This is a genomic window from Streptococcus equinus (genome assembly GCF_049393805.1).
GTDB classification, from domain to species: Bacteria; Bacillota; Bacilli; order Lactobacillales; family Streptococcaceae; genus Streptococcus; species Streptococcus equinus.
In genome coordinates this window covers 218,118-239,593 of sequence record NZ_CP185763.1, presented here as the reverse complement: position 1 = coordinate 239,593, position 21,476 = coordinate 218,118, and the positions used below count along the sequence as shown (strand labels likewise).

Annotated in this window: 14 protein-coding genes; all 14 read left to right on the top strand. The window is 32.9% G+C overall.

The annotated features are described in order from the left end of the window. The first annotated feature begins 6 nt into the window (after positions 1-6). Positions 7-1,023, top strand: a complete 1,017-nt coding sequence (locus ACN0NP_RS01160) for a glycosyltransferase family 2 protein (RefSeq protein ID WP_423217385.1) — start codon at positions 7-9, stop codon at positions 1,021-1,023. Continuing rightward, positions 1,020-2,720 (top strand): rhamnan synthesis F family protein, encoded by a 1,701-nt coding sequence (locus ACN0NP_RS01155; protein WP_423217384.1) that lies wholly within the window; start codon positions 1,020-1,022, stop codon positions 2,718-2,720. The genes ACN0NP_RS01160 and ACN0NP_RS01155 overlap by 4 nt, the downstream gene beginning before the upstream one ends. Continuing rightward, positions 2,717-3,511 carry a glycosyltransferase family A protein gene (locus tag ACN0NP_RS01150; RefSeq protein WP_074567115.1) on the top strand — a complete coding sequence of 265 codons (795 nt, stop codon included), beginning with the start codon at positions 2,717-2,719 and terminating at the stop codon, positions 3,509-3,511. The genes ACN0NP_RS01155 and ACN0NP_RS01150 overlap by 4 nt, the downstream gene beginning before the upstream one ends. A gap of 11 nt (positions 3,512-3,522) precedes the next feature. After that, positions 3,523-4,218 (top strand): glycosyltransferase family 2 protein, encoded by a 696-nt coding sequence (locus ACN0NP_RS01145; protein WP_157328397.1) that lies wholly within the window; start codon positions 3,523-3,525, stop codon positions 4,216-4,218. Position 4,219: 1 nt separating this feature from the next. Beyond that, positions 4,220-4,555, top strand: coding sequence for a DUF2304 domain-containing protein (locus ACN0NP_RS01140; protein WP_423217383.1), 336 nt, complete (start codon positions 4,220-4,222; stop codon positions 4,553-4,555). Further along, positions 4,548-5,816: a polysaccharide biosynthesis C-terminal domain-containing protein gene (locus ACN0NP_RS01135; protein WP_423217382.1), complete on the top strand. Its 1,269-nt coding sequence runs from the start codon at positions 4,548-4,550 to the stop codon at positions 5,814-5,816. The genes ACN0NP_RS01140 and ACN0NP_RS01135 overlap by 8 nt, the downstream gene beginning before the upstream one ends. Continuing rightward, positions 5,813-7,111, top strand: coding sequence for a DUF2142 domain-containing protein (locus ACN0NP_RS01130; RefSeq protein WP_423217381.1), 1,299 nt, complete (start codon positions 5,813-5,815; stop codon positions 7,109-7,111). Before ACN0NP_RS01135 ends, ACN0NP_RS01130 begins: the two co-directional genes overlap by 4 nt. A gap of 106 nt (positions 7,112-7,217) precedes the next feature. Then, positions 7,218-9,677 (top strand): LTA synthase family protein, encoded by a 2,460-nt coding sequence (locus ACN0NP_RS01125; RefSeq protein ID WP_423217380.1) that lies wholly within the window; start codon positions 7,218-7,220, stop codon positions 9,675-9,677. A gap of 62 nt (positions 9,678-9,739) precedes the next feature. Next, positions 9,740-11,239, top strand: a complete 1,500-nt coding sequence (locus ACN0NP_RS01120; RefSeq protein ID WP_423217379.1) for a glucosyltransferase domain-containing protein — start codon at positions 9,740-9,742, stop codon at positions 11,237-11,239. A gap of 349 nt (positions 11,240-11,588) precedes the next feature. Continuing rightward, a complete protein-coding gene (locus tag ACN0NP_RS01115) occupies positions 11,589-13,619 on the top strand; it encodes a rhamnan synthesis F family protein (RefSeq protein ID WP_423217378.1) in 2,031 nt (676 codons plus the stop codon). A gap of 2 nt (positions 13,620-13,621) precedes the next feature. Then, on the top strand, positions 13,622-14,884 hold the full coding sequence (locus ACN0NP_RS01110) for a glycosyltransferase family 4 protein (RefSeq protein WP_423217377.1): 1,263 nt from the start codon (positions 13,622-13,624) through the stop codon (positions 14,882-14,884). A gap of 114 nt (positions 14,885-14,998) precedes the next feature. Further along, complete coding sequence (locus ACN0NP_RS01105; protein WP_423217376.1) at positions 14,999-15,925, top strand: glycosyltransferase family 2 protein; 927 nt, start codon at positions 14,999-15,001, stop codon at positions 15,923-15,925. Between the two features lie 83 nt (positions 15,926-16,008). Next, a complete protein-coding gene (locus ACN0NP_RS01100; protein WP_423217375.1) occupies positions 16,009-17,649 on the top strand; it encodes a GBS Bsp-like repeat-containing protein in 1,641 nt (546 codons plus the stop codon). Between the two features lie 111 nt (positions 17,650-17,760). Continuing rightward, positions 17,761-21,468, top strand: a complete 3,708-nt coding sequence (locus ACN0NP_RS01095; protein ID WP_423217374.1) for a GBS Bsp-like repeat-containing protein — start codon at positions 17,761-17,763, stop codon at positions 21,466-21,468. Positions 21,469-21,476: the final 8 nt, after the last annotated feature.

Sequence of the window (21,476 nt, the reverse complement as noted above, 5' to 3'; positions counted from 1 at the left end):
TAAAGAATGAAAGTATCTATTATTTGTACAAATTATAATAAAGAAGCGTGGATAGAAGAAGCTATTCAGAGTTTCTTGAACCAGAAATGTAATTTTGACTATGAAATCATTTTAGTTGATGACGCTTCTAGTGATCATTCTCCTCAAATTATTGAGCACTATGCTAAACAATTTCCAGAAAAAATTAAAGCCGTTTTTCATCAAGAAAATCTTGGAATTACAAAGACATGGATTGAGGCTTGTAAGTTAGCTCAAGGTGATTATATTGCCCGCTGTGATGGCGATGACTATTGGATAGATGAATATAAACTTCAGAAGCAAGTTGATATTTTGGATAAATCAGAAACATCAAGTTGGTCTTGTAGTGATTTTGACATTATTTCTGAGTCAGGAGAGCTTCGCCATAAAGAAGCTATTAAAAATGGAATTATCCGCAAAATGTCTAGTTTTGAAGAAATGCTAGCATTTCGAGGAATGACCATGTCATCAACTTGGTTAGTAGATCGTAAATTGATGTTGAAAGTGAATGAAGCTATCACTCCAGATGCTGTTGATGATACATTTTGTCTTCAACTAGAATTGTTTATGAAAACTGAGTTGACATTTTTGCCTGAAGCGACAACTGTTTATCGCTTGCATGAAGGCTCAGATTCACATCCAGCATCTGTTGAAAAAATGTCAAAACGTTTTGAAAAACTTCAAGAAACCCAAGAAGAGTACCTTGATAAGTATTACTCTCGTATAGATTTCAATGCATTAACACGTTATCTTTTCTTAGAAAATACGGAGCATGAGAAAATTCTTGCTCTCCGTCAACGGGAACTAGCAACTCAATTGACGAATGCAAAATCTATTTTAGAGGAATTACTTGAAGAGAGGGCAAACTTAAAAATAACTGAGGAAAATCTGAAAAGTACAATAGCTGAAAAAGAATATTGGGTAGATGAGTATAATAAGGTTATTCATTCAAAACGTTGGATTATTACAACAAAAATAATCAATTTATTTAGGAGAAATCGATGAAACGTCTCTTACTTTATGTTCATTACAATAAATTTAATGAACTAAGTCCCCATGTTCTCTACCAACTTGAACACCTAAGGCCGTTGTTTTCATCAATCTATTTCATTTCGAATAGTAAGTTAAGCAAGAAAGCAGTTCAAAAATTGCAAGATGCTAAGCTCATTGAAGATTTACTTGAACGACAAAATGAAGGTTATGATTTTGCAGCATGGAAAGATGGTATTTTTGCTTCATTAGATAGTATAAAGAATTTTGATTCATTAACCTTGATGAATGATACCTGTTTTGGCCCTTTGTGGGATTTTAAAATTATCATGAATCAATTTGAGTTAGATGATACCATTGATTTTTGGGGGTTGACTAATCATGCAGCTTGTAAATTAAAGGGGGGAAGCTATGTGGCAGAGCATCTGCAATCATATTTTCTCTCTTTTAAGAAACAGGTTGTAGAGAGTCAAGCGTTTATTGATTTTTGGTCAAATGTTAAAATTTACAAAAATGTTCAACAAGTCATTGATGCTTATGAAGCAAAATTGACTGAACAATTAGTTGAAGCAGGTTTCCATTATGCTTCAGCGCTTGACTTGTCAAACAAACCAGAGCTTGGCAATGTTTCTATTTTCAGACCTGATTTAATCATTCAGAATGGAATTCCATTTATCAAAATTAAGTCATTTAGCCATGCAGATTACTTAGCACCGTATGTTTTAAAAGCGGTTGAAGAAAAGAGTGAGTATCCAAGTGATTTAATCGTTAATCATTTATCTAATATATTATCGCCGACTACATCTTTCTTATTACCTTATAAAAAGTTGAATCAGTCTGATAACAATGTGCTAAAGCAAATTTCAAAGACAGTTTTACATCTACATTTTTCAACACGAAATGGTGTAGAAATTTTAACTAGTTTTTTGAAGAGTCGTAAAAACATTATAACTTTAGTTAGTGCTGAATCAGAGAAACTTTTAGAGGAAGTAAAAGAACGGTTCCAGCAAGAAGATGTCACTAGTTATGCTTACGCACATATTGCAAGTGTTAGTGATTGGCAAAAATTTCTTAGTGATTCTTTTGAGATGTTTGATGGTAATTGCATAGCCTATATCCATGTTTCAGATTTCTTTTCAAACCATCTGGTTGACTCCTATAGCCTAGTTGAACTACTTGAGATGATGTTTTCATCAGAGGATACCATTAAGAAAACATTTCTTGATGATGAAAAGATTGGTTTAGCTATTCCTGATATGCTTTCATATGAAAGATATAAAGATAGTCAATTACCCGTCAATAAAGAAATTCTGGATAAATTTAATCTTTCTGAAGCAGAAATGAAAAATCCTATGATAGAAAAATCCTGGGCGTCTTATTGGATTAGGCTAGATGAATTACAAAAGTTATGTAATGGCAAAGGTAATCTAGCGCTTTCAGATTTTGAGAAACTTCTTCCATTTTTCAATTGGAAAGAGCGCTATGATTTTGTTTTGTTACCAAATAAAGCAAGTTTACCTGCCTTAATTGATGCCCAAAAAGCAAATGATATGCTTTTTGCATCGGAACTTGATGTTCCTGATGAAATTAACTATCCAGTAAGCGCTAAAATAGTTATGAGATTCTTTAAAAAAGCAACCCAATTGACTCTGACTTATTTTTTAAAACGTCTAAATTTAATCAAATTAGTTAAGGAAAAACATAATAAATGAGTGAAAATAAACATACCATTGCCATTTGCGCATATGGGGAAAGTTCATATTTAGAAGAGTGTATTCGTTCAGTTGAGCAACAAACCGTATCATCTGATGTTTATTTATATACTTCAACACCAAATGATTACATTAAATCAATAGCAGAGAAACATCATCTTCCATTATATGTTGGTGAACGTAAATCAATCGGAGCTGACTGGAATCAAGCTCTTTCACATTGCAAGACAACATATGCAACAATTGTTCACCAAGATGACTTATATGATGAAACTTTCACTGAGAAGGTAATGATTTCGTTTGAAAAACACCCGGATTCAACAATTATTTATACTGATTACCATGAATTAAAAATGACAGCAGAAGGTGCAAAAGATATTGCTAGCAATCAGAATTTGAAAATCAAACGTTTGATGCTTAATGTTTTATCTGCATGCCCAGGTTCAAAATGGTGGCGTAATCGAGTTCTGTCATTTGGCAATCCAATTTGTTGTCCTAGTGTTTCATACAATATGTCTAAACTGTCTGATTTTAAATTTGATGAAGAAATGAAAACAAGTTTGGACTGGTATGCTTGGTATACTATTTCTACACAATATAAAGGGCGCTTTTCTTACATTAAAGAACCTTTGATGTTCCATCGTATTCATGAAGAATCTGAAACGACAGCGACGATTTCTAATAATACTCGCACAAATGAAGACTTGCAAATGTATCAATTACTTTGGCCGAAAGCGATTGCCAATTTTTTGATTAAGTTTTATCAAAAAAGTCAAAATTCAAACCAATAGGAGGCGGCTACGTGCTTAAAAAATTAATTATTATTCCAGCTTATAATGAAAGTAGCAATATTGAAGGTACGGTTGCTGCAATTAAAAAAGATGCACCAGATTTTGACTATGTCATTATCAATGATTGTTCGACAGATAATACGCTTGAAATTTGTCACAAAAATAACTTTAATGTAGTTTCACTTCCAATCAATTTGGGCATTGGTGGTGCTGTTCAGACTGGTTACTTGTATGCTAAAAAGTATGGCTATGATCTTGCTGTTCAAGTAGATGGTGATGGACAACATAACCCTGCTTTCTTATCAAAAATGGCTGATGAGTTAATTGAAAGTAATGTTAACATGGTCATTGGTTCACGTTTCCTTGAAAAAGAAGGTTTCCAATCATCATTCATGAGACGTGTAGGTATTCGATATTTTACTGGATTAATTCGTATGTTAACAGGTAAAAAAATCACTGATGCAACATCAGGTCTTAGAATGATTGATCGAAATATCATTGAATTATTTGCAAATGATTATCCAGATGATTATCCAGAGCCGGAAACAATCGTTTCTTTGTTAAATAAAGGATATTCTGTTAAAGAAATTCCTGTCATCATGAATGAAAGACAGGGTGGAGTTTCATCAATTTCTGCAACAAAATCAGTTTATTACATGATTAAAGTAACATTGGCTATTTTATTTGTAAAATTAAGGGGGAAATAAGATGACACAAACTGCAAGCCTTTTTATTTCGATTGTTATTATTCTTTTTGTTGTTTACTCGTTCCATTTGATTAAAAAGGATAAATTATCAATCCGCTATTCTTTATCATGGTACATTTTAAGTGTTATTTTACTGATTGCGGTTTGGTTTCCAAATTTATTAGTTATTTTAGCAAATATTTTTGGAATTTATTCTCCAATTAATCTAGTCTTTTTTGTTGGATTTTGCTTGAGTTTGTGGATTCTTTTCTCACTAACTCGTGTTGTATCTATCCAAACTTCAAAAATTAAGAGTTTAGCTCAGCAAGTTGCACTAAGTGAGAAGAAAGATGATTAAGTTATTAAAAATAGGGCAGAAAGTTTCTCAAAAAGAAGTTTTCATGTGGAATATTTTAGGGAGTTTAGCTTCTGCAGCGATGTCGACACTATTATTATTATCAGTTGCTCGTTTGTTGGATAGTTATAACGCTGATGTCTTTAGTATTGCTTATGCAGTTGGTAATCTATTAATTACTGTAGCAACTTTCCAAGTTCGTGATTTTCAGGCAACAGATATTAGAGAAAAGTATTCCTTTAACAATTATTTTTATGCACGTGTATTGACTATCATTATTATGATAGTAGTTGCATTGGGCTATGTTGTTGTTCACGGATATGATTTTTATAAATCTTTATGTGTTGTACTGATTTGTTTTTATCGAAGTAGTGATGCATTATCCGATGTTTTTCAAGGTATGTTTCAACAGCACGAACGTTTGGATATTGCTGGAAAATCGCTTTTTTTTAGAAATGGTTTTATCTTTGTAGGTTTTACAATCGCATTGATTATTACACATGAGTTACTATTATCGTTGATTATTATGAATGCGCTATCGTTTGCTTTTGTATTTGTATTTGATTTTTTGTTAAGTAGATACTTCAGTAAAATTAAAGCTTTCCATTTCTCATTTAAACAAATCAAAGGCTTATTGATTGAAAGTAGTCCGCTGTTTATCAACGGATTTTTACTGGTTTCAATTTATAATCAGCCTAAATATGCATTGGATAATTTATTTGAGCGAGGTTCATTAGAGGTAGGAATTCAGACAGATTTTAATATTTTGTTCATGCCTGTTTTTTCCATGAATTTGATGCTAATTTTTTTCAGGCCTATGATGACACAGATGGCAATTTATCTTGAGAAAAAAGAATATGAAGCATTTGTTAATTATCGTAGAAAGTTATTGAAGTTACTCGTCGTTATTTCGTTTTTTATTTTAGCAATTGTATCTGTAATTGGTATTCCAATTTTAAATATTGTTTATTCAACTAATTTAAGTAGGTATTTAGTTCCATTTATTATTTTGATGTCTGGAGGAATTGCAAGTACATTTGCGACGGTTTGTGATAACATTTTGACAGTCTTGCGTAAGCAAAAACTCTTGGTTATATCATTTGCTAGTGGTTTTTGTGTTTCATGTCTTTCAGCAAATCCTCTAGTTGAACACTATGGTATTTATGGTGCTTCTATATCATTTACATTATCAATGCTGACATGGCTACTAGTATCACTAGTTATTTATTTTAGCGCAAAAGACTCATATAAGGAGAGAAAATGAAAATAGAAAAATTATTTTTACTATTAGCAGTTCCGTGCATTGCATTGTTTGTTTTTTTGGTGCCAGTAACTGAGGCCCCTGATGAAGGAATGCATGCAAGTATGGCATGGGATATTTTTTATGATAATAGTAAAACATTTGATTGGCTAACACTTCATCAAACAGATATTATTAATAATAATACTCCAATACCAGCTGACGTAAGCAAAGAAAAGTATGCTAATTTTTTTATTGAGAAAAAGGATTTTTCATCTGATGTCTTTGCCCCAAAAATCTCAATTAAAAATATTATTCATTTGCCTCAAGTAATTGGAATGTTAATCGGAAGAGCGATATATCCATCGTTAGGTGTAATGATGATGTGTGGACGTTTACTTAATGCTTTTGTATATGTTTTTGTTATGTATTTCTTGATTAAGCATCTACAAGTTGGTAAATTAGCAATGTTATTTATCTCATTATTGCCAATGATGTTACAGCAGGCAGCTTCTTTATCATATGATGTTTTAAATTATGTCTTTATAGCAGCTTTTTTTGTCTTTTATGTAAATCTGTCAAATGATCGTAAATTCACTAATAAAAGATTTGTTGAGTTATTCATATTGGTAATTCTTCTATGGGGAAGTAAGGCTAACAATCTATTGTTACTTCCATTTTTAGCAATGATTGATTTTAATTTTGAGGGACAACTGTCTTTCTTAAATTTAGCTTATGATTTTTTCAAAAAGTATCGTAAGTATTTTATTACAGCAGTGATTGTACTTGGACTACTTGGACTTTATTTCTTCTTAAAATCTCGAGGTGGAAGTTTCCATTTTATTTGGGTGATGTTCAATACGATGTTTTTAAATCAAGAAAATGGTCATTTGAATACGTTCTTAACAATTGGTATTTTTGGCTACTTTGGTTGGTTAGCTACTGCTTTACCACTATGGTTGATTTTTATTGACATAGTTATTTTGACACTCATTTTCTTTAGTGAAGATTTTAAAATGACAAAACTTGAAGGAGTGGCATCTGCCCTAATTTTTCCACTTCAAATTTTAGCTATCATTGCTGGGATGTATTTTGCTTGGACTCCAAAAGTCTTAGGACCAAATGCAAGTGTTTCTCAGGGGGCACAGGGCCGTTATTTCACACCTTTCTTGATTTATTTAGCACCTCTATTCAGTGCTTATAAATCAAAGCTGAGTGTTAAAGTTGATTCAAAATTTTTAGTAAGAATTGTGACGGTGATGATTCTTATTAATGTTGCTATTTCAACTGTCGTTATAGTTACTTACTACTGGGTATAATAATATGCTATACTTGTTAGCATAACGGGAGAGGAGAAGTATTTTACTCAATAATTTGTTTCACTTGGGTGCACAAGAATTTAAAGGGTAAGGATTAAAAAATTAAATGTTAAATATAAAATCAATAGGTGAGCAGTGGTTTAAAAATAGGTTAGTTTTTATCTCTTATTTTGTAACCTATTTTATTTCTTACTTGCTTCTTATTCTGATAATTGATAAAAAGAGTCAGTGCTTTATTTCACCGATTATTTGGATTCCTCTAGGAATACTTGTTATTTTGTATGCAATACAAGTGAAATCAATTGTTAATAAGTGGTGGTCATTAATATTTTTATCTATTTATTGCTTATTTCTAGCTGGATCATATTTCGCTAAAATGACATTAAATCTTAATAATGAGGATTTTGAGTGGACAAAATTTCATGGCTTTTGGGATACGAATTTTATCCCATGTTTTTTGATTTTATTGTTGCTTATTTTCGTATTTAAGATGATAGCTTCGAAAAAACTCTTGGACATAAAATTTTTTAATTTTGAGTATAAAAAAAATTCAAAATTATATTTTCACATATTGAGTCAGTTTGCAACGATGTTTATTGTTACAAGTAATCAGTTTGTTCAAAGTTTTCTATCGAATAAGCTTTTTGCCGTAAGTGATATAAAAAAAGTACCTTACGCAGGTCAGTTGTTCTGGTATTCTCTTGGAATGTATCTCTTTTTCAGTTTGATAACATATTCGGCTATAAAAGGCATTGCCTATCTTTGTGAAAATAAGCCGACGCCAGCTTTAGCTTTATCAACAAGTTTTCTTTTGGCTTTTGTTTTTAATTATTCAATTCAAGCAGGAATTACTGATCAAGGAAGTTGGTACGGGTATTATACTGCATCAGGTGCAACTATTTTTCAAATAGTTTTTATTGCAATATGCTTCTTATTTATTTACGTACTGATAAATAGGTATTTATTAGCAACAATTATAAATGTTATCATAGGAGTATTAATCAGTTATATTAACATTGTCAAATTCTCTGCTCGTAATGAGCCGCTTTTATTGTCGGATTTGAATTGGATTGGAGATATAGGATTTTTTAAAAACTATGTTGACGATAATACTTTATTAGTCGCTTTAACGTTAATAGCTTGGGTTATTTTTGCTTTGTATTATTTTAGAAAAAGCTGCTTGCCAGGTAAAATTTATAAAAATCTGAAACTACGTTTAACGTTAATTGCTACAATCATATTATCTTTTGTAACAGTTTTAACAGTATTTTCTAACGAAGAAGATGGTAGAATTCCGGATAAAATTCCGGTTTTATCTGCTGTTTATAATCTTTATGATGTAAATTGGCTTGGAACGTCAGCTAATGCAAGATTTCAATCATTGAGTTTTGTTTGGTTAAAGCAATTAACAATTTCTGATATGGAAAAACCTAAGGGGTATACTCAAGATAAGATTGATGAAATCTATAAAAAATACACTAAAATAGCTGATGAGATTAATACAACAAGGACAGGAAATATTTCTGACCAGACAGTCATCTTTATTTTGAGCGAAAGCTTATCGGATCCAACTCGTATTCCAGGAATATCTTTGTCTGCTTCAGTATTGCCGCAAATTCAGCAAATTCAAGCTGGAACGACTTCGGGATTGATGAAATCAGATGGCTATGGTGGTGGTACAGCTAATATGGAATTTCAGTCTCTGACTGGTTTACCTATGTATAACTTTAATGACATGATATCAATCTTGTACACAGAAATTGTTCCTGACATGAATTATATGCCATCAATTAGTAATGCTTTCGCTCCTAAAAATAGGATAGCTATTCATTTGTCGGATGCAACACATTATGCCCGAAATACGGTTTACGCAAAACTAAAATTTAATAAGTTTATTGCAAGATCAGGTTCTGATACTATCGCGGATGAGGTAGAAATATTTGGTGGTTATCCGAGCGATAAATCAACATACGACAATATTTTATCTGAAATCGATACTAATAAAAATCAGTTTTTTTCTGTGATGACAATGCAAAATCATGGCATGTGGTCAGAGACTGATTTTAGCGACATTACAGCAAGTGGTGAAGGGTTAACAAGTGATCAAAATGCAAGCCTTACAAATTATGCAAGACTTTTGAGTTATACAGATAGTAGTACTGCTGAGTTCTTACAAAAACTTGAAGGAATTGATAAGAAAATAACAGTTGTGTTTTATGGAGATCACTTACCAGGTTTATATCCTCAAACGATGTTTAATGACAATCCTGAACTTCAATATCTTACAGATTACTTTATTTGGTCAAATCACGGTACTACAAAAGAATATTACCCATTAGTAAATTCAAGTGATTTTCCTGCTGAATTATTAGCACACACAAATTCGCGTGTTTCACCTTATTATGCATTGTTGACAGAAGTTTTGAATAAAGCAAGTGTCGATAAAGATAAGTTGGATAGTGATGGTAAACAAATTGCAAATGATCTTAAAATGATTCAATATGACTTAACTGAGGGTGAGAATTATATTAATAATTATAAGCACTTTTTTGAATTTCCAGAATAAGAAGGAGAGAAGTACAATTTTAAATATTAATTTTTAGTAGTACTGTATTACAAGGAGAAAAAATGATTAAAGAATTGCATCAAGACATAATTTCTATTTGGAAAGATTTTTTAAGATTTATTAAGTCTAATAAATCCAGTGCACTTTTTATACTGATTATTTATCTAATTGTTTGTCTTAATATCGGATTAGCAGAATTTCCTTATATTGATGATATTGGTAGACAAATTCAGGGGTATTCAGGATTTTCAGAACATTATTCTAGATATGTTAGCGAAGTTGCTGTTCGTTTTTTAAATCTAGGGGGGCACTTATCTGATATAGGTTTAGCTTCGCAAATTTTATCTGCGATTATAATGACTCTTTCAAGTTTATTACTTATCTATATATTTATTCCAACAAAAAAGGTAAGTAAAATAACTTCTTTTGCATCAACTCTAATCGGAATTAACCCTCTCTTTATCGAATGTTTAAGCTTTAGGTTTGACTCTCCTTTTATGACTCTAAGTGTTCTATTCTCTATTATTCCATTTATTTTTTGGAATAAATCCAGAAGGTTATTCATTGTTTCGTCAGTTATTTCTACTTTTTTGATGTGTAATTCTTATCAAGCATCATCTGGAATTTTTTTAGTCTTAACAGCTACAATGTTATTACTTGACGTAGTGAATAAAGAAAATGTTATTAGCTTACTTTATAGATTTGGAAGTGCGGCAATTTCTTATGTTATGGGAGTGTTGTTATATTTCTGTCAAATCAAACTTTTTCCACCAGTCTTTTCTAGTGCTGCTGATACGGCGCCAATCAATAAGCTAGTACATTTTATTTTTCTAAATAGCAAAATTTATTTGAGAAATATATACAACCAGAGTAATAAAGTATGGGTAGTTTTAGCATTGATATCGGTTGTATTATTTGTATTTAATGTTGTTCTAACTTCTAAATTAAATAAATTATTAACTATTCTTTTAGTAACTGCCTATCTTGGACTTTCCTCAGTGCTAAGTTATGGTACTTATTTAATTTTTATGACGCCATACTCATTGTTGCGTCCTCGTTACGAATACGGCTTTGGTTTTTTTCTTAGCACGATATTGATTTTACTCAGTTTAAGATATAAGGGACATATTTTTAGACAATCGAATCAATTAGTTGTATTATTATTATCATTTTATTTAGCGATTTTCTCTCTATTATATCCTAGTGCACTCAAACAACAAAACGATGTTTTTAAAAGTCAGTCTATTATGCTAGCAGGCGATTTAAACCGTTATTTACCACAGCAGACTAGTAATGTGGTTCATCTAAATAGATTATTCACAAATTCAAAGATTTACACTAACTCAGCAATTAATTATCCTATTTTAAATTCATTAATAATGCCTAACTCGAATATTTCTTGGGATATGACAATGAGATTTAATGAGTTAACTAATTTAAATGTTGATTTACAACCTTTTGATGAAACAAAGGTTGACGTAAGAATGTTTGAAAAAATACAGGATAGCAAACTATATGCAATTTATTCCAATGAAGACGGACTTTATGTTGTAATGAAGTAGCATTTCAAATATGTTATGATAATTCTTTAAATGGAGACAGGTTAACCATAAAAGGTTAGTCTGTTTTTTATTAGGAATAGTGAATATAAATAGTTTGGGTGTGTTAATGTATAAAGTGAAACTAACAATGAAAAGATAGTGTTAGTTTCATTTTAACTTTAACCGGCTCAATAGAAAATATGACTTATGGTAATTGAACTATCTTTAAAAATTTTTTAAGCAATATCAAGTATAAGAAAATTATATCTTTACTATATCTACATATTTCCTTGAATAGCTACTTTAATAATTTTATTAGTGAAAAAAAGATTGCTTTAGTGTAAAATAGATAAGAGTAAATAGATTGGAAATGAAAATGAGGAATATTAGTAAAAAACAACTTTTAGTTAAAATGAAGGCAGTACTGCGAAAAATTGCACAAGTTCTTAAAAAAATTGTTCGTTTTGGTAAGAAAGCTATCTTAAAACTAAGATGCCTTATACTTCGAGTTTTTCGAGACAACTTTCGAGATAACAACTATCTTCCACGTGCAAAACGTATTTTGATCTATAATATTTTTGAGGGAAAAGATGCTCTTCAAGAATATAAGATTATTTTTTTGGAGGCACTAGCTAAAATTGTTGATGAAGCTCATATCGTTGTTAATGGTGAACTATCTCAGTCAGATGTTGAACGTCTCGAAAAAATTGGTAAAGTAACTTTAAGAGAAAATAAAGGTTATGATGTAGCAGCTTTTAGAGCTGGAATTTTAAATCTTGGCCAAGAACGTTTAAAAGAATATGATCAGTTGTTATTGGTTAATGATACTAATATTGGTCCTTTTAAAGATTTAGAAACTGTATTTTCATCAGTAGATTCAAAAATGTTAGATTTTTGGGGTGTTTCACTTGGTGAAATCCAACCAGACTTTACTGGTTTAAATCCGTTTGGTTATATTCCAGAACATATTCAAACGTATTTTTTAGTTATTGAACGTAGCTTATTACATCAAAACTCATTTTACCGCTACTGGGAGAAGCTTGGAGATACTGATTCGCGTCAAAAGGCCATTGGCAAACACGAAACATTTTTTACAAAACATTTTGCTAACCTAGGTTTTCGTTATGATGCTTTGATTAGAGATACAACTGATAGTGCTATGTACATTCATCCTTTGCGTGTACTAAATCAGGGTTCTCCACTGATAAAATATTCAGCGTTGTCAAATTATAATGACAATCAATTTATTTGGCAAGGCTTGGAACGTCAGAGTGAAATTCCAGAACTTATCTCATATATTGAAGAAAAGACTGATTATCCTGTTGAAATTATCACAGATATCATTGATGATTTTAAAAAAAAATCAGAGAAAAAATACGTTTTAATCATTGATGGTGTTGAAAATATCATTCCTCAGTGTACAAGATACCGTGTCTTAAATAAAGCTGAGCAGCTTGAAAAACTTGGATATGATGTGAAGGTCGTTAACCTTTCTAAACTTCAATTGTTAGACTGCAAAGGTGCTAGTCGTATTATTATTTATCGTGCGCCGGATCTTCCTATTTTAAGTAAAGTTTGTCAGTTAGCAAATAAAACAGGTGTTCCAGTTTTCTATGATATTGATGATTTGGTTTTTGATATAAAATATACTGATCAACTTGCTTATACGCAAGGCTTATCAACAGCAGATAAAAATAACTACGATGAAAGTGTTCGAGGCTATGGTCGAATGCTTGATAAATGTGATGCAGTCATTACTTCAACAAATCAGTTGGCAAAAGAATTAAGAAATTATAAGTCAACTGTGATTTTGAATCGTAATGTGTTATCACAAGAGTTGGTTGAAATTAGTCAGAAAACTCCACATATGGAACTTGATGATAACAAAGTTAGAATGGGATATTTCTCAGGTTCAATAACTCATAATGAAAACTTTGAAATGATTAAACCAGCTATTATTTCTTTATTGAAAGAATATAAAAACCTTGAATTACACTTAGCGGGGCATTTAGATATTCCTGAGGATATTGCTTGTTTTGGTGAGCAGATTGTGACGCATCCATATGTTGATTGGAGAGAATTACCAAAATTGATTTCATCTATAGATATTAATTTAGCGCCCCTAGTTCAGTCAACCTTTAATGAAGCTAAATCAGAGATAAAATGGCTTGAAGCAGCTGCTGTTAAAGTTCCGACAGTTGCTAGTAAAATAGGTTCATTTGAAGATGTGATTGAAGATGGTATTGATGGTGTTCTAGCTTCTGAAACAGAGTGGAAAGAAAAACTAGAACGGTTAATTGTCGATAAAGATTTTAGAATTCAAATAGCAGAAAATGCTTATCAATCAGTTATGACTAATTCAACTACTAGTGCAATTAAAAAGAATTTTTTAGAAGGGTAGAAATGAAAAATATTTTATTTGTAACACCAACTACAACATTTGATAATGGTGCAGAAATATCTATTTTTTATCTGATGAAATACTTGGTGTCGCAAGGATATAATGTCTTTAGTGTTTGTCAGGAGATTCCTGAACCGCAGCAAGATGAGCATCGAAAACACTATGATGAGGTTGGGATTAATGCGATTTATCTTCCTGCTGCTAAGTGGTGGTGGGAGGATGCACCTGGTGGCCAGCCAGGTTCCAAGGCTCATCGCGTAGAGTCTTATCGTCGAAATATAAAAGAAATTGGCGACGTCATTGAAGAATACTCTATTGATTTAGTTATTTCAAATACAGTAAATGTATTTCAAGGAGCTGTAGCAGCAAAGGTTGCAGGGGTGCCTCATTACTGGTTAATACATGAGTTCCCTGAAAAAGAGTTTGCTTACTATCTTGACAAATGTGATTTTATTTCAGAATTCTCAACAGAAATTTTTAGTGTTTCAGGAAATCTTAATGATAAACTTCAACAACTATTTAATGACAAACAAATAGGTTGTTTTGTTCCGTACACACAAATTCCTGATATGGAATTAGATAAAGGGGATAAGGCTAGAATTGTCTCTGTTGGTCGAGTTAATGAGAGAAAAAATCAGCTCGAGTTGATTCAGAGTTTTGGACAGTTACAAAAAGATGAAAATAGTAATCTTGAATTAGTATTCATAGGTCCTTGGGATGATGACTACAAGAAAAAATGCCAAAATTATATTGATGAACATAATTTGACAAATATTTCATTCTTAGGTTTTAAATCAAATCCTTGGGAGTACCTTACTGATAAAGATATTTGTGTTTTTACATCAGCTCAAGAAACATTTGGTTTGGTTTATGTTGAAGCTATACTTAAAGGTCTTCCAGTAATTTTATCAGATAATTTAGGACATAAGACTGCTTACGATATTTTCAAAATTGGTTCAATGTATCATTTGGGGGATGTTGATGAGCTAAGTGGTATGATTATCTCTATGTTGGGGAATCAACAAGAGGTTTACATTCAAGCTCATCAAGATAAAGAAAAAGCTAAACAATTATACAAAGTTGAGAAGACTTATGAGGAAATTATTTCAAAAATTAAATCTCAAAAAGCATTGACCTCTAAGAGTTCGTTACGTCATATTGCTGATTTATTTACAGTTAATACTGAGCCTACAAAATTGGAACGTTGTGCTCGTAAAATTAGTCACACTCTTTATAGAGTTAGACAAAAGTTGAAAAAGTTATGAATTTTTATATGAGAGAAGGTTTTTCCTTCTCTTTTTTCTTTTGAAGTTTTTCATGAAAATTATTTTATACTGTGTTATACTTATAAGGTGCTAAATCAGATTGAAGGTAAATAAATGAAAAAATTATCTATTGTTGTTCCTTGCTACAACGAACAAGAAACAATTTATCCATTTTTAGAAGAAACTCAAAAAGTCGAGCAAAAGTTAAAAAATCATTTGGTGTTTGATTATATTTTTGTTAATGACGGTTCAAAAGATGAAACATTAAACGTATTGCGTGATGTTGCAAGTCGTTTTCCTAACGTTCATTATCTTTCATTTTCACGTAATTTTGGAAAAGAGGCCGGTTTATTAGCTGGGCTTGAAGCTGCAGACGGTGACTTTATCACCGTTATGGATGCTGACTTGCAAGATCCACCTGAACTTTTGATTGATATGTATGAAAAAATCAAAGAGGGTTACGATGTTGTGGGAACACGTCGTGCTGATCGAAAAGGTGAACCAGTTATTCGTTCTTTCTTTTCAAAAATGTTTTATAAAATCATTAATGCCGTTTCTGATACAGAGATGGTTGACGGCGCGCGTGATTTCCGATTAATGACTAGACAAGTTGTGGATAGTATCTTGGAACTTGGTGAAGTTAATCGTTTCTCAAAAGGAATCTTTTCTTGGGTTGGCTTTGATGTCACATATATCGCTTATGAAAATCGTGAGCGCGTGGCCGGTGAAACATCATGGAGTTTTTGGAGCTTACTAAAATACTCAATGGAAGGGTTCATCAATTTTTCTGAAGCGCCATTGAATCTTTCACTATGGGCGGGATCAATTTCATTTCTCGTTTCTGTTATTGGAATTCTATTTATCATTATCCGAAAACTTACAATTGGTGGTAGTGTTTCTGGTTGGGCAAGTTTAGTTTGTATTATTTTATTTATTGGTGGTATTCAACTACTTGCTCTTGGAATTATCGGAAAATATATTTCTAAGATTTTCCTTGAGACTAAAAAGCGTCCTGTTTATATCATCAAAGAAAAGGGATAAAATTAAAATTTTATAAAAGTTTTTAGCTGTTTTTCCGAATTAATATAGTGTAAAACATTATATTAAAAAAGGAGAACAGCTTTTTGAATAAAATCAAATCAGCTTTATTGTCTACGGCCGTACTAAGTATGGCAATTCTTTCTAACTCTGTCATGGCAGATCAACAAAACGATGCTCTGGTAACAAAAACACCATTCGATGCTGTTAGTAAAACGTTTGAAGTGACAGCACAAAAAACAGAAAAGTGTAAGGAGATTAAGCGTATTGATGTTGCCGTTTGGTCAGAAGAAAATGGACAGGATGATCTTAAGTGGTACAATGTAACTGATATTAATGATGGTCAAGCAAAAGTTAAAGTTAATTTAGCGGATTATGGTAATCGTGCTGGGAATTATATTACTCATGTTTATACAACTTATTCCGATGGACGAGTTTCAGGTGTAGCATTAGATGCTATAAAAATTAATCCAAAAGCTCCGCAAGTAAGTGTTCAAAATGGTAAAATTCAGTTGTCAACTGATATCAATGCACCATCTAACGGAAGAATTACTTATGCTGTTTGGTCAGAGGAAAACGGACAAGATGATTTAAGATGGTATGATGATTCAGGAAAAGGTGTGACGAGCGTCGACTTGAAAAATCATAAAGGATATGGAAGATATTTTGTTCATACGTACTTAGCTCAAAACGGTAAAATGACTGCAATTAATGGTCAGGATACAATGATTGAAAAGCAAGAAGTTTCAAGCCAGATTAATCAGATTTCTGATAAGACTTATGAAGTTGTGGTTAGAAATGTTCCTGAATACATTACTTCAATCACTGTACCAGTCTGGTCAAATGTCAATAGTCAAGATGATTTAAAATGGTATCAGGCTGATAAAATTTCTGATGGTACTTACAAAGCTGTAGTTCAATTAACTAATCATGGATTTGATTTAGGAGACTACAGTGTTCACATTTATGGTCAGAATTCAATTACAAATAATTTTGATTGTTTGTCTGGAACCCCGGGTTTCCGAGTTGAACAGATTAGTGGCCTAGAAAATCCTGCAATTGGTATTAGTGAGGTTAATACAGGAAATGGTACATTTAAAGTAACTGCTACTGAAAAGGCAATGTCCAAACGAGTTAATGGGTTGCGAGTACAAGTTACTTCAAAATCAAATTCACAAAAATCAAAAATGTACGAGGCAAAAACGACGTCTTACGGTAAGGTTTCTCAGATAGTAGATTTGAAATCTATTAATAATCAAGCAGATACTTTCTCTGTGACTGCGACGGTGATTTACTCAGATAATTCGACAGCAACATTTAATCTTGCTGATCAGTCTTATAAACCTCAAGCAACCCCATCTCCACGTATTACAACATACATTAATGAGACCAATACGTATCCGGTTGGACAATGTACTTGGGGTGTTAAGTCTTTAGCACCTTGGATTCCAAACTGGCTTGGAAATGCTGGCGGATGGGCAGTCAATGCGCGTGCGAAGGGATTTAGAGTAGGAACGACTCCAAGAGTAGGATCAATTGTTGTTTGGCCTCATGATGGTGGCGGATATGGACATGTTGCTTACGTAACTCATGTTTCAAGTAATACACGTATTCAAGTTAAAGAAGCAAACTATGCAGGAAAACATTATATTGGTAATTTCCGAGGCTGGTTTAATCCGCTTGATTCATTCTGGGGCGGTGACGTTTCATACATTTATCCAGATTAAAATGAATGGCAGTGGTAGTAATCACTGCCATTTCAATATTTTGAACACTTGAAGGGCTTTCAAAATCATGGTAAAATGATTATTAGGAAAGATAGAAAGAGGGGGATTAATGTGAAAAAGAATATCCTTCGAAGCTGCCTAGTATCTCCACTTATTATAGGAGCTTTTTTAAGTTCGGGGCACGTTTTCGCTGATGAAAATGTCCCAACGCAAGCAACGACAGTCACTGAGAATGTTCAATCAACTGTAAATGAATCTGAGTCAGCTCAGCAAAATACTGATACGAATAACGACATTCAATTATCGGAGAATCAGTCAGTAGATCAAGAACAATCAGATTTTAATAATCAAGAAGCAGTGTCTTCTGAGACTCAAGAAACTACAGAAGATAATAATTTAATCTCCCCTGTGATTTCACAAGAGACATCTGATAAATCTATTAAAGATGAAAATATCACTACTTCAGAGTCTGAACAGCAAGAAACTAATAGTGATGATGAAAATCTCTCTCCAGATGAGACGAAAAATTTAATTCTTACAGACTCTAAAGTTTCTACATCGAATATTCAAGCACTTAGCCAGAAAGTTATTGATCAATTAGCTGATTCAAAAGTTGTTAAGAAAGAAACAACAAGTGCAGCTCTAACAGCAAAAGGCTTTGACCTTCAATACAATGAAGCCATCACACCAGGTGCTAAAATCATGTTTGCCGTTTGGTCAGAGGTCAATGGTCAAGATGATTTGATTTGGTATACGGCTGATAGTAATGGTCATGTAGTAGCTAAATATACAGGTTCATATGGATTATACAACATTCATACTTACCAAAATCTTAATGGTCAAATGATTGTCGTGGATGGCCGAACAATTGACGTTCCAAAACCAAGTGCTAAAGTTAGCATCGTGAAAGAAAGTGGAACAACTTATAAGGTAACACTATCAGATATTCCAGCCTACATCACTAGCATTCAACTACCAACCTGGACAGAAAAGGGTGGTCAAGATGATATTCAGTGGTATGGTACAACTTACAATTCTGACGGAACTTTCACTAAAACATTTAGTATCGCCGAACATAATCTTGAAAGTGGCAAGTATAATGTTCACTATTACGGAATTAGCAGTGTTACCAATACTTTAACAGGTCTAGGTGGTACAAGTTTTAATTGTGATTATCAGTTTGGAGACATTGCCATTACAGCTCAAATGGGCGCAACTGGTATTGAAATTACGATGCCACAAGATATTGCAAAAGTAGCTAATGTGTCTCATGCGGTTTGGTCAAAAGTCAACGGTCAAGATGATTTGAAATGGTACAGCGATACCACAGGGCATGTTGTGGCTTCTTATACAGGAGACTACGGTACATATTTTGTGGATACATATGCGAATGTCAAAGGCCAAATGATTTGCATTGGCTCTACCACTATTGACGTTCCAAAACCAAGTGCCAAAGTTAGTATCGTAAAAGAAAGTGGAACAACCTATAAAGTTATAGTGTCAGATGTTCCTGCTTATATTACAAGTGTTCAACTCCCAACCTGGACGGCTAAAAATGATCAAGATGATATTATCTGGTATACAGCAGAACGTCAATCTAATGGAACATTCACAAAAACCTTTAGTGTCGCTGAACATAATTTTGAAAGTGGCAAGTATAATGTTCACTATTACGGAATTAGCAGTGTTACCAATACTTTAACAGGTCTAGGTGGTACAAGTTTTAATTGTGATTATCAGTTTGGAGACATTGCCATCACAGCCAAAGCGGGCGCAACTGGTATTGAAATTACGATGCCACAAGATATTGCAAAAGTAGCTAATGTGTCTCATGCGGTTTGGTCAAACGTCAACGGTCAAGACGATTTGAAATGGTACAGCGATACCACAGGACATGTAGTGGCTCCTTATACAGGAGACTACGGTACATATTTTGTGGATACTTATGCGAATGTCAAAGGCCAAATGATTTGCATTGGCTCTACCACTATTGATATTCCAAAACCAAGTGCTAAAGTTAGTATCGTAAAAGAAAGTGGAACAACCTATAAAGTTATTGTGTCAGATGTTCCTGCTTATATTACAAGTGTTCAACTACCAATCTGGACGGCTAAAAATGATCAAGATGATACTATCTGGTATACAGCAGAGCGTCAATCTGATGGCACATTCACTAAAACATTTAGTATCGCTGAACATAATTTTGAAAGTGGCAAGTATAATGTTCACTATTACGGAATTAGCAGTGTTACCAATACTTTAACAGGTCTAGGTGGTACAAGTTTTAATTGTGATTATCAGTTTGGAGATATTGCCATCACAGCCAAAGCGGGGGCAAATGGTATTGAAATCACGATGCCACAAGATATAGCAAAAGTAGCTAATGTGTCTCATGCGGTTTGGTCAGAAGTCAAAGGTCAAGATGATATCAAGTGGTACGGCGATACTACAGGACATGTATTAGCTCCATACTCAGGAGACTACGGTACATATTTTGTGGACACATATGCGAATGTCAAAGGCCAAATGATTTGTATTGGCTCTACCACTATTGATATTCCAAAACCAGAAATTAAAACAACAATCACCAAAGAAAGTGAAGTTAGTGTTAAAGTAATGGTTTCCAATGTTCCTGTTTATATTACTGGTATCACAATTCCTGTTTGGACTGAATCAAATGGTCAAGACGATCTTAAATGGTATCAGGCTACTAAGCAATCTGATGGTACATATGTTTTAAATTTCTCACCTAAACAACATAATTTTGAATCAGGTCACTATAATATTCACATTTATGGTCAGAGCCAAATCAGTCACTCATTAGAAGGATTGTCATCTACAGGTGGTGTAGATTTAGCAACTGAGAAATATGTTGTTGAACCAACTGTAACTGTTCAAAATCATGATGCCAATGGCGGTACTTTGAAAGTTCGTATTGCAGAATCAGAGAATTCTAAGACTATAAAACTTGTTCGTGTTGCAGCATGGTCAGAAAGCAATCAATCAAATCTTCACTGGTATACAAGTTCAGACATCCATGACGGCGTAGTGACTGTTATGGTTAATGAAAAGAATCATGACTATATCAAAGGAGATTATACTGTTCACGTTTATGTAGACTTTACGGATAACACAACTTCAGGATTTAATCTTGGTACCTATCGTTTGAATGCTGATAAACCAGTTCATGCTCAGTCATACTTTATCGATATCAGTAGTCACAATGGTGTGATTTCTGTTAGCGAGTATCAATCATTGAAACGTCAAGGAATTACTGGAGTAGTTGTTAAATTAACCGAAGGAACTTCCTATACGAACCCATATGCTCGTACTCAAATTGCTAATGCGCAAGCTGCAGGTTTGCGAGTATCGGCTTACCACTATTCTCATTATGAAACAGCAGCAGAAGCAAAAGCTGAGGCGCAATATTTTGTAAATGCTGCTAAGTCAATGGGGCTTTCTGGTGCGACGACTATGGTTAATGATATGGAAGAGCAGACTATGCTTAGAAGTGATTTGAATGCTAATACACAAGCTTGGAAAGACGAGATGAATCGTCTTGGTTACAACAATAACGTTTATTACACAATGGCATCTTGGCTTGATGTTAAAGGTGGAAAATTCAACACTTCAAAATTTGGCATGTCAAATCTTTGGGTAGCGCATTATTTGTACTCTACTCAGTATTTGGATCAAGAATCTGCTAAGTCATTGTCTTACTATTCAAATAGTGCTGCATGGCAGTATACAAGTGCATCGCCAAAATTATCTCATCCACTCGATGAAAGTATTGATTATACTGGTCGATTCACTTGGTAAGGGAGGAG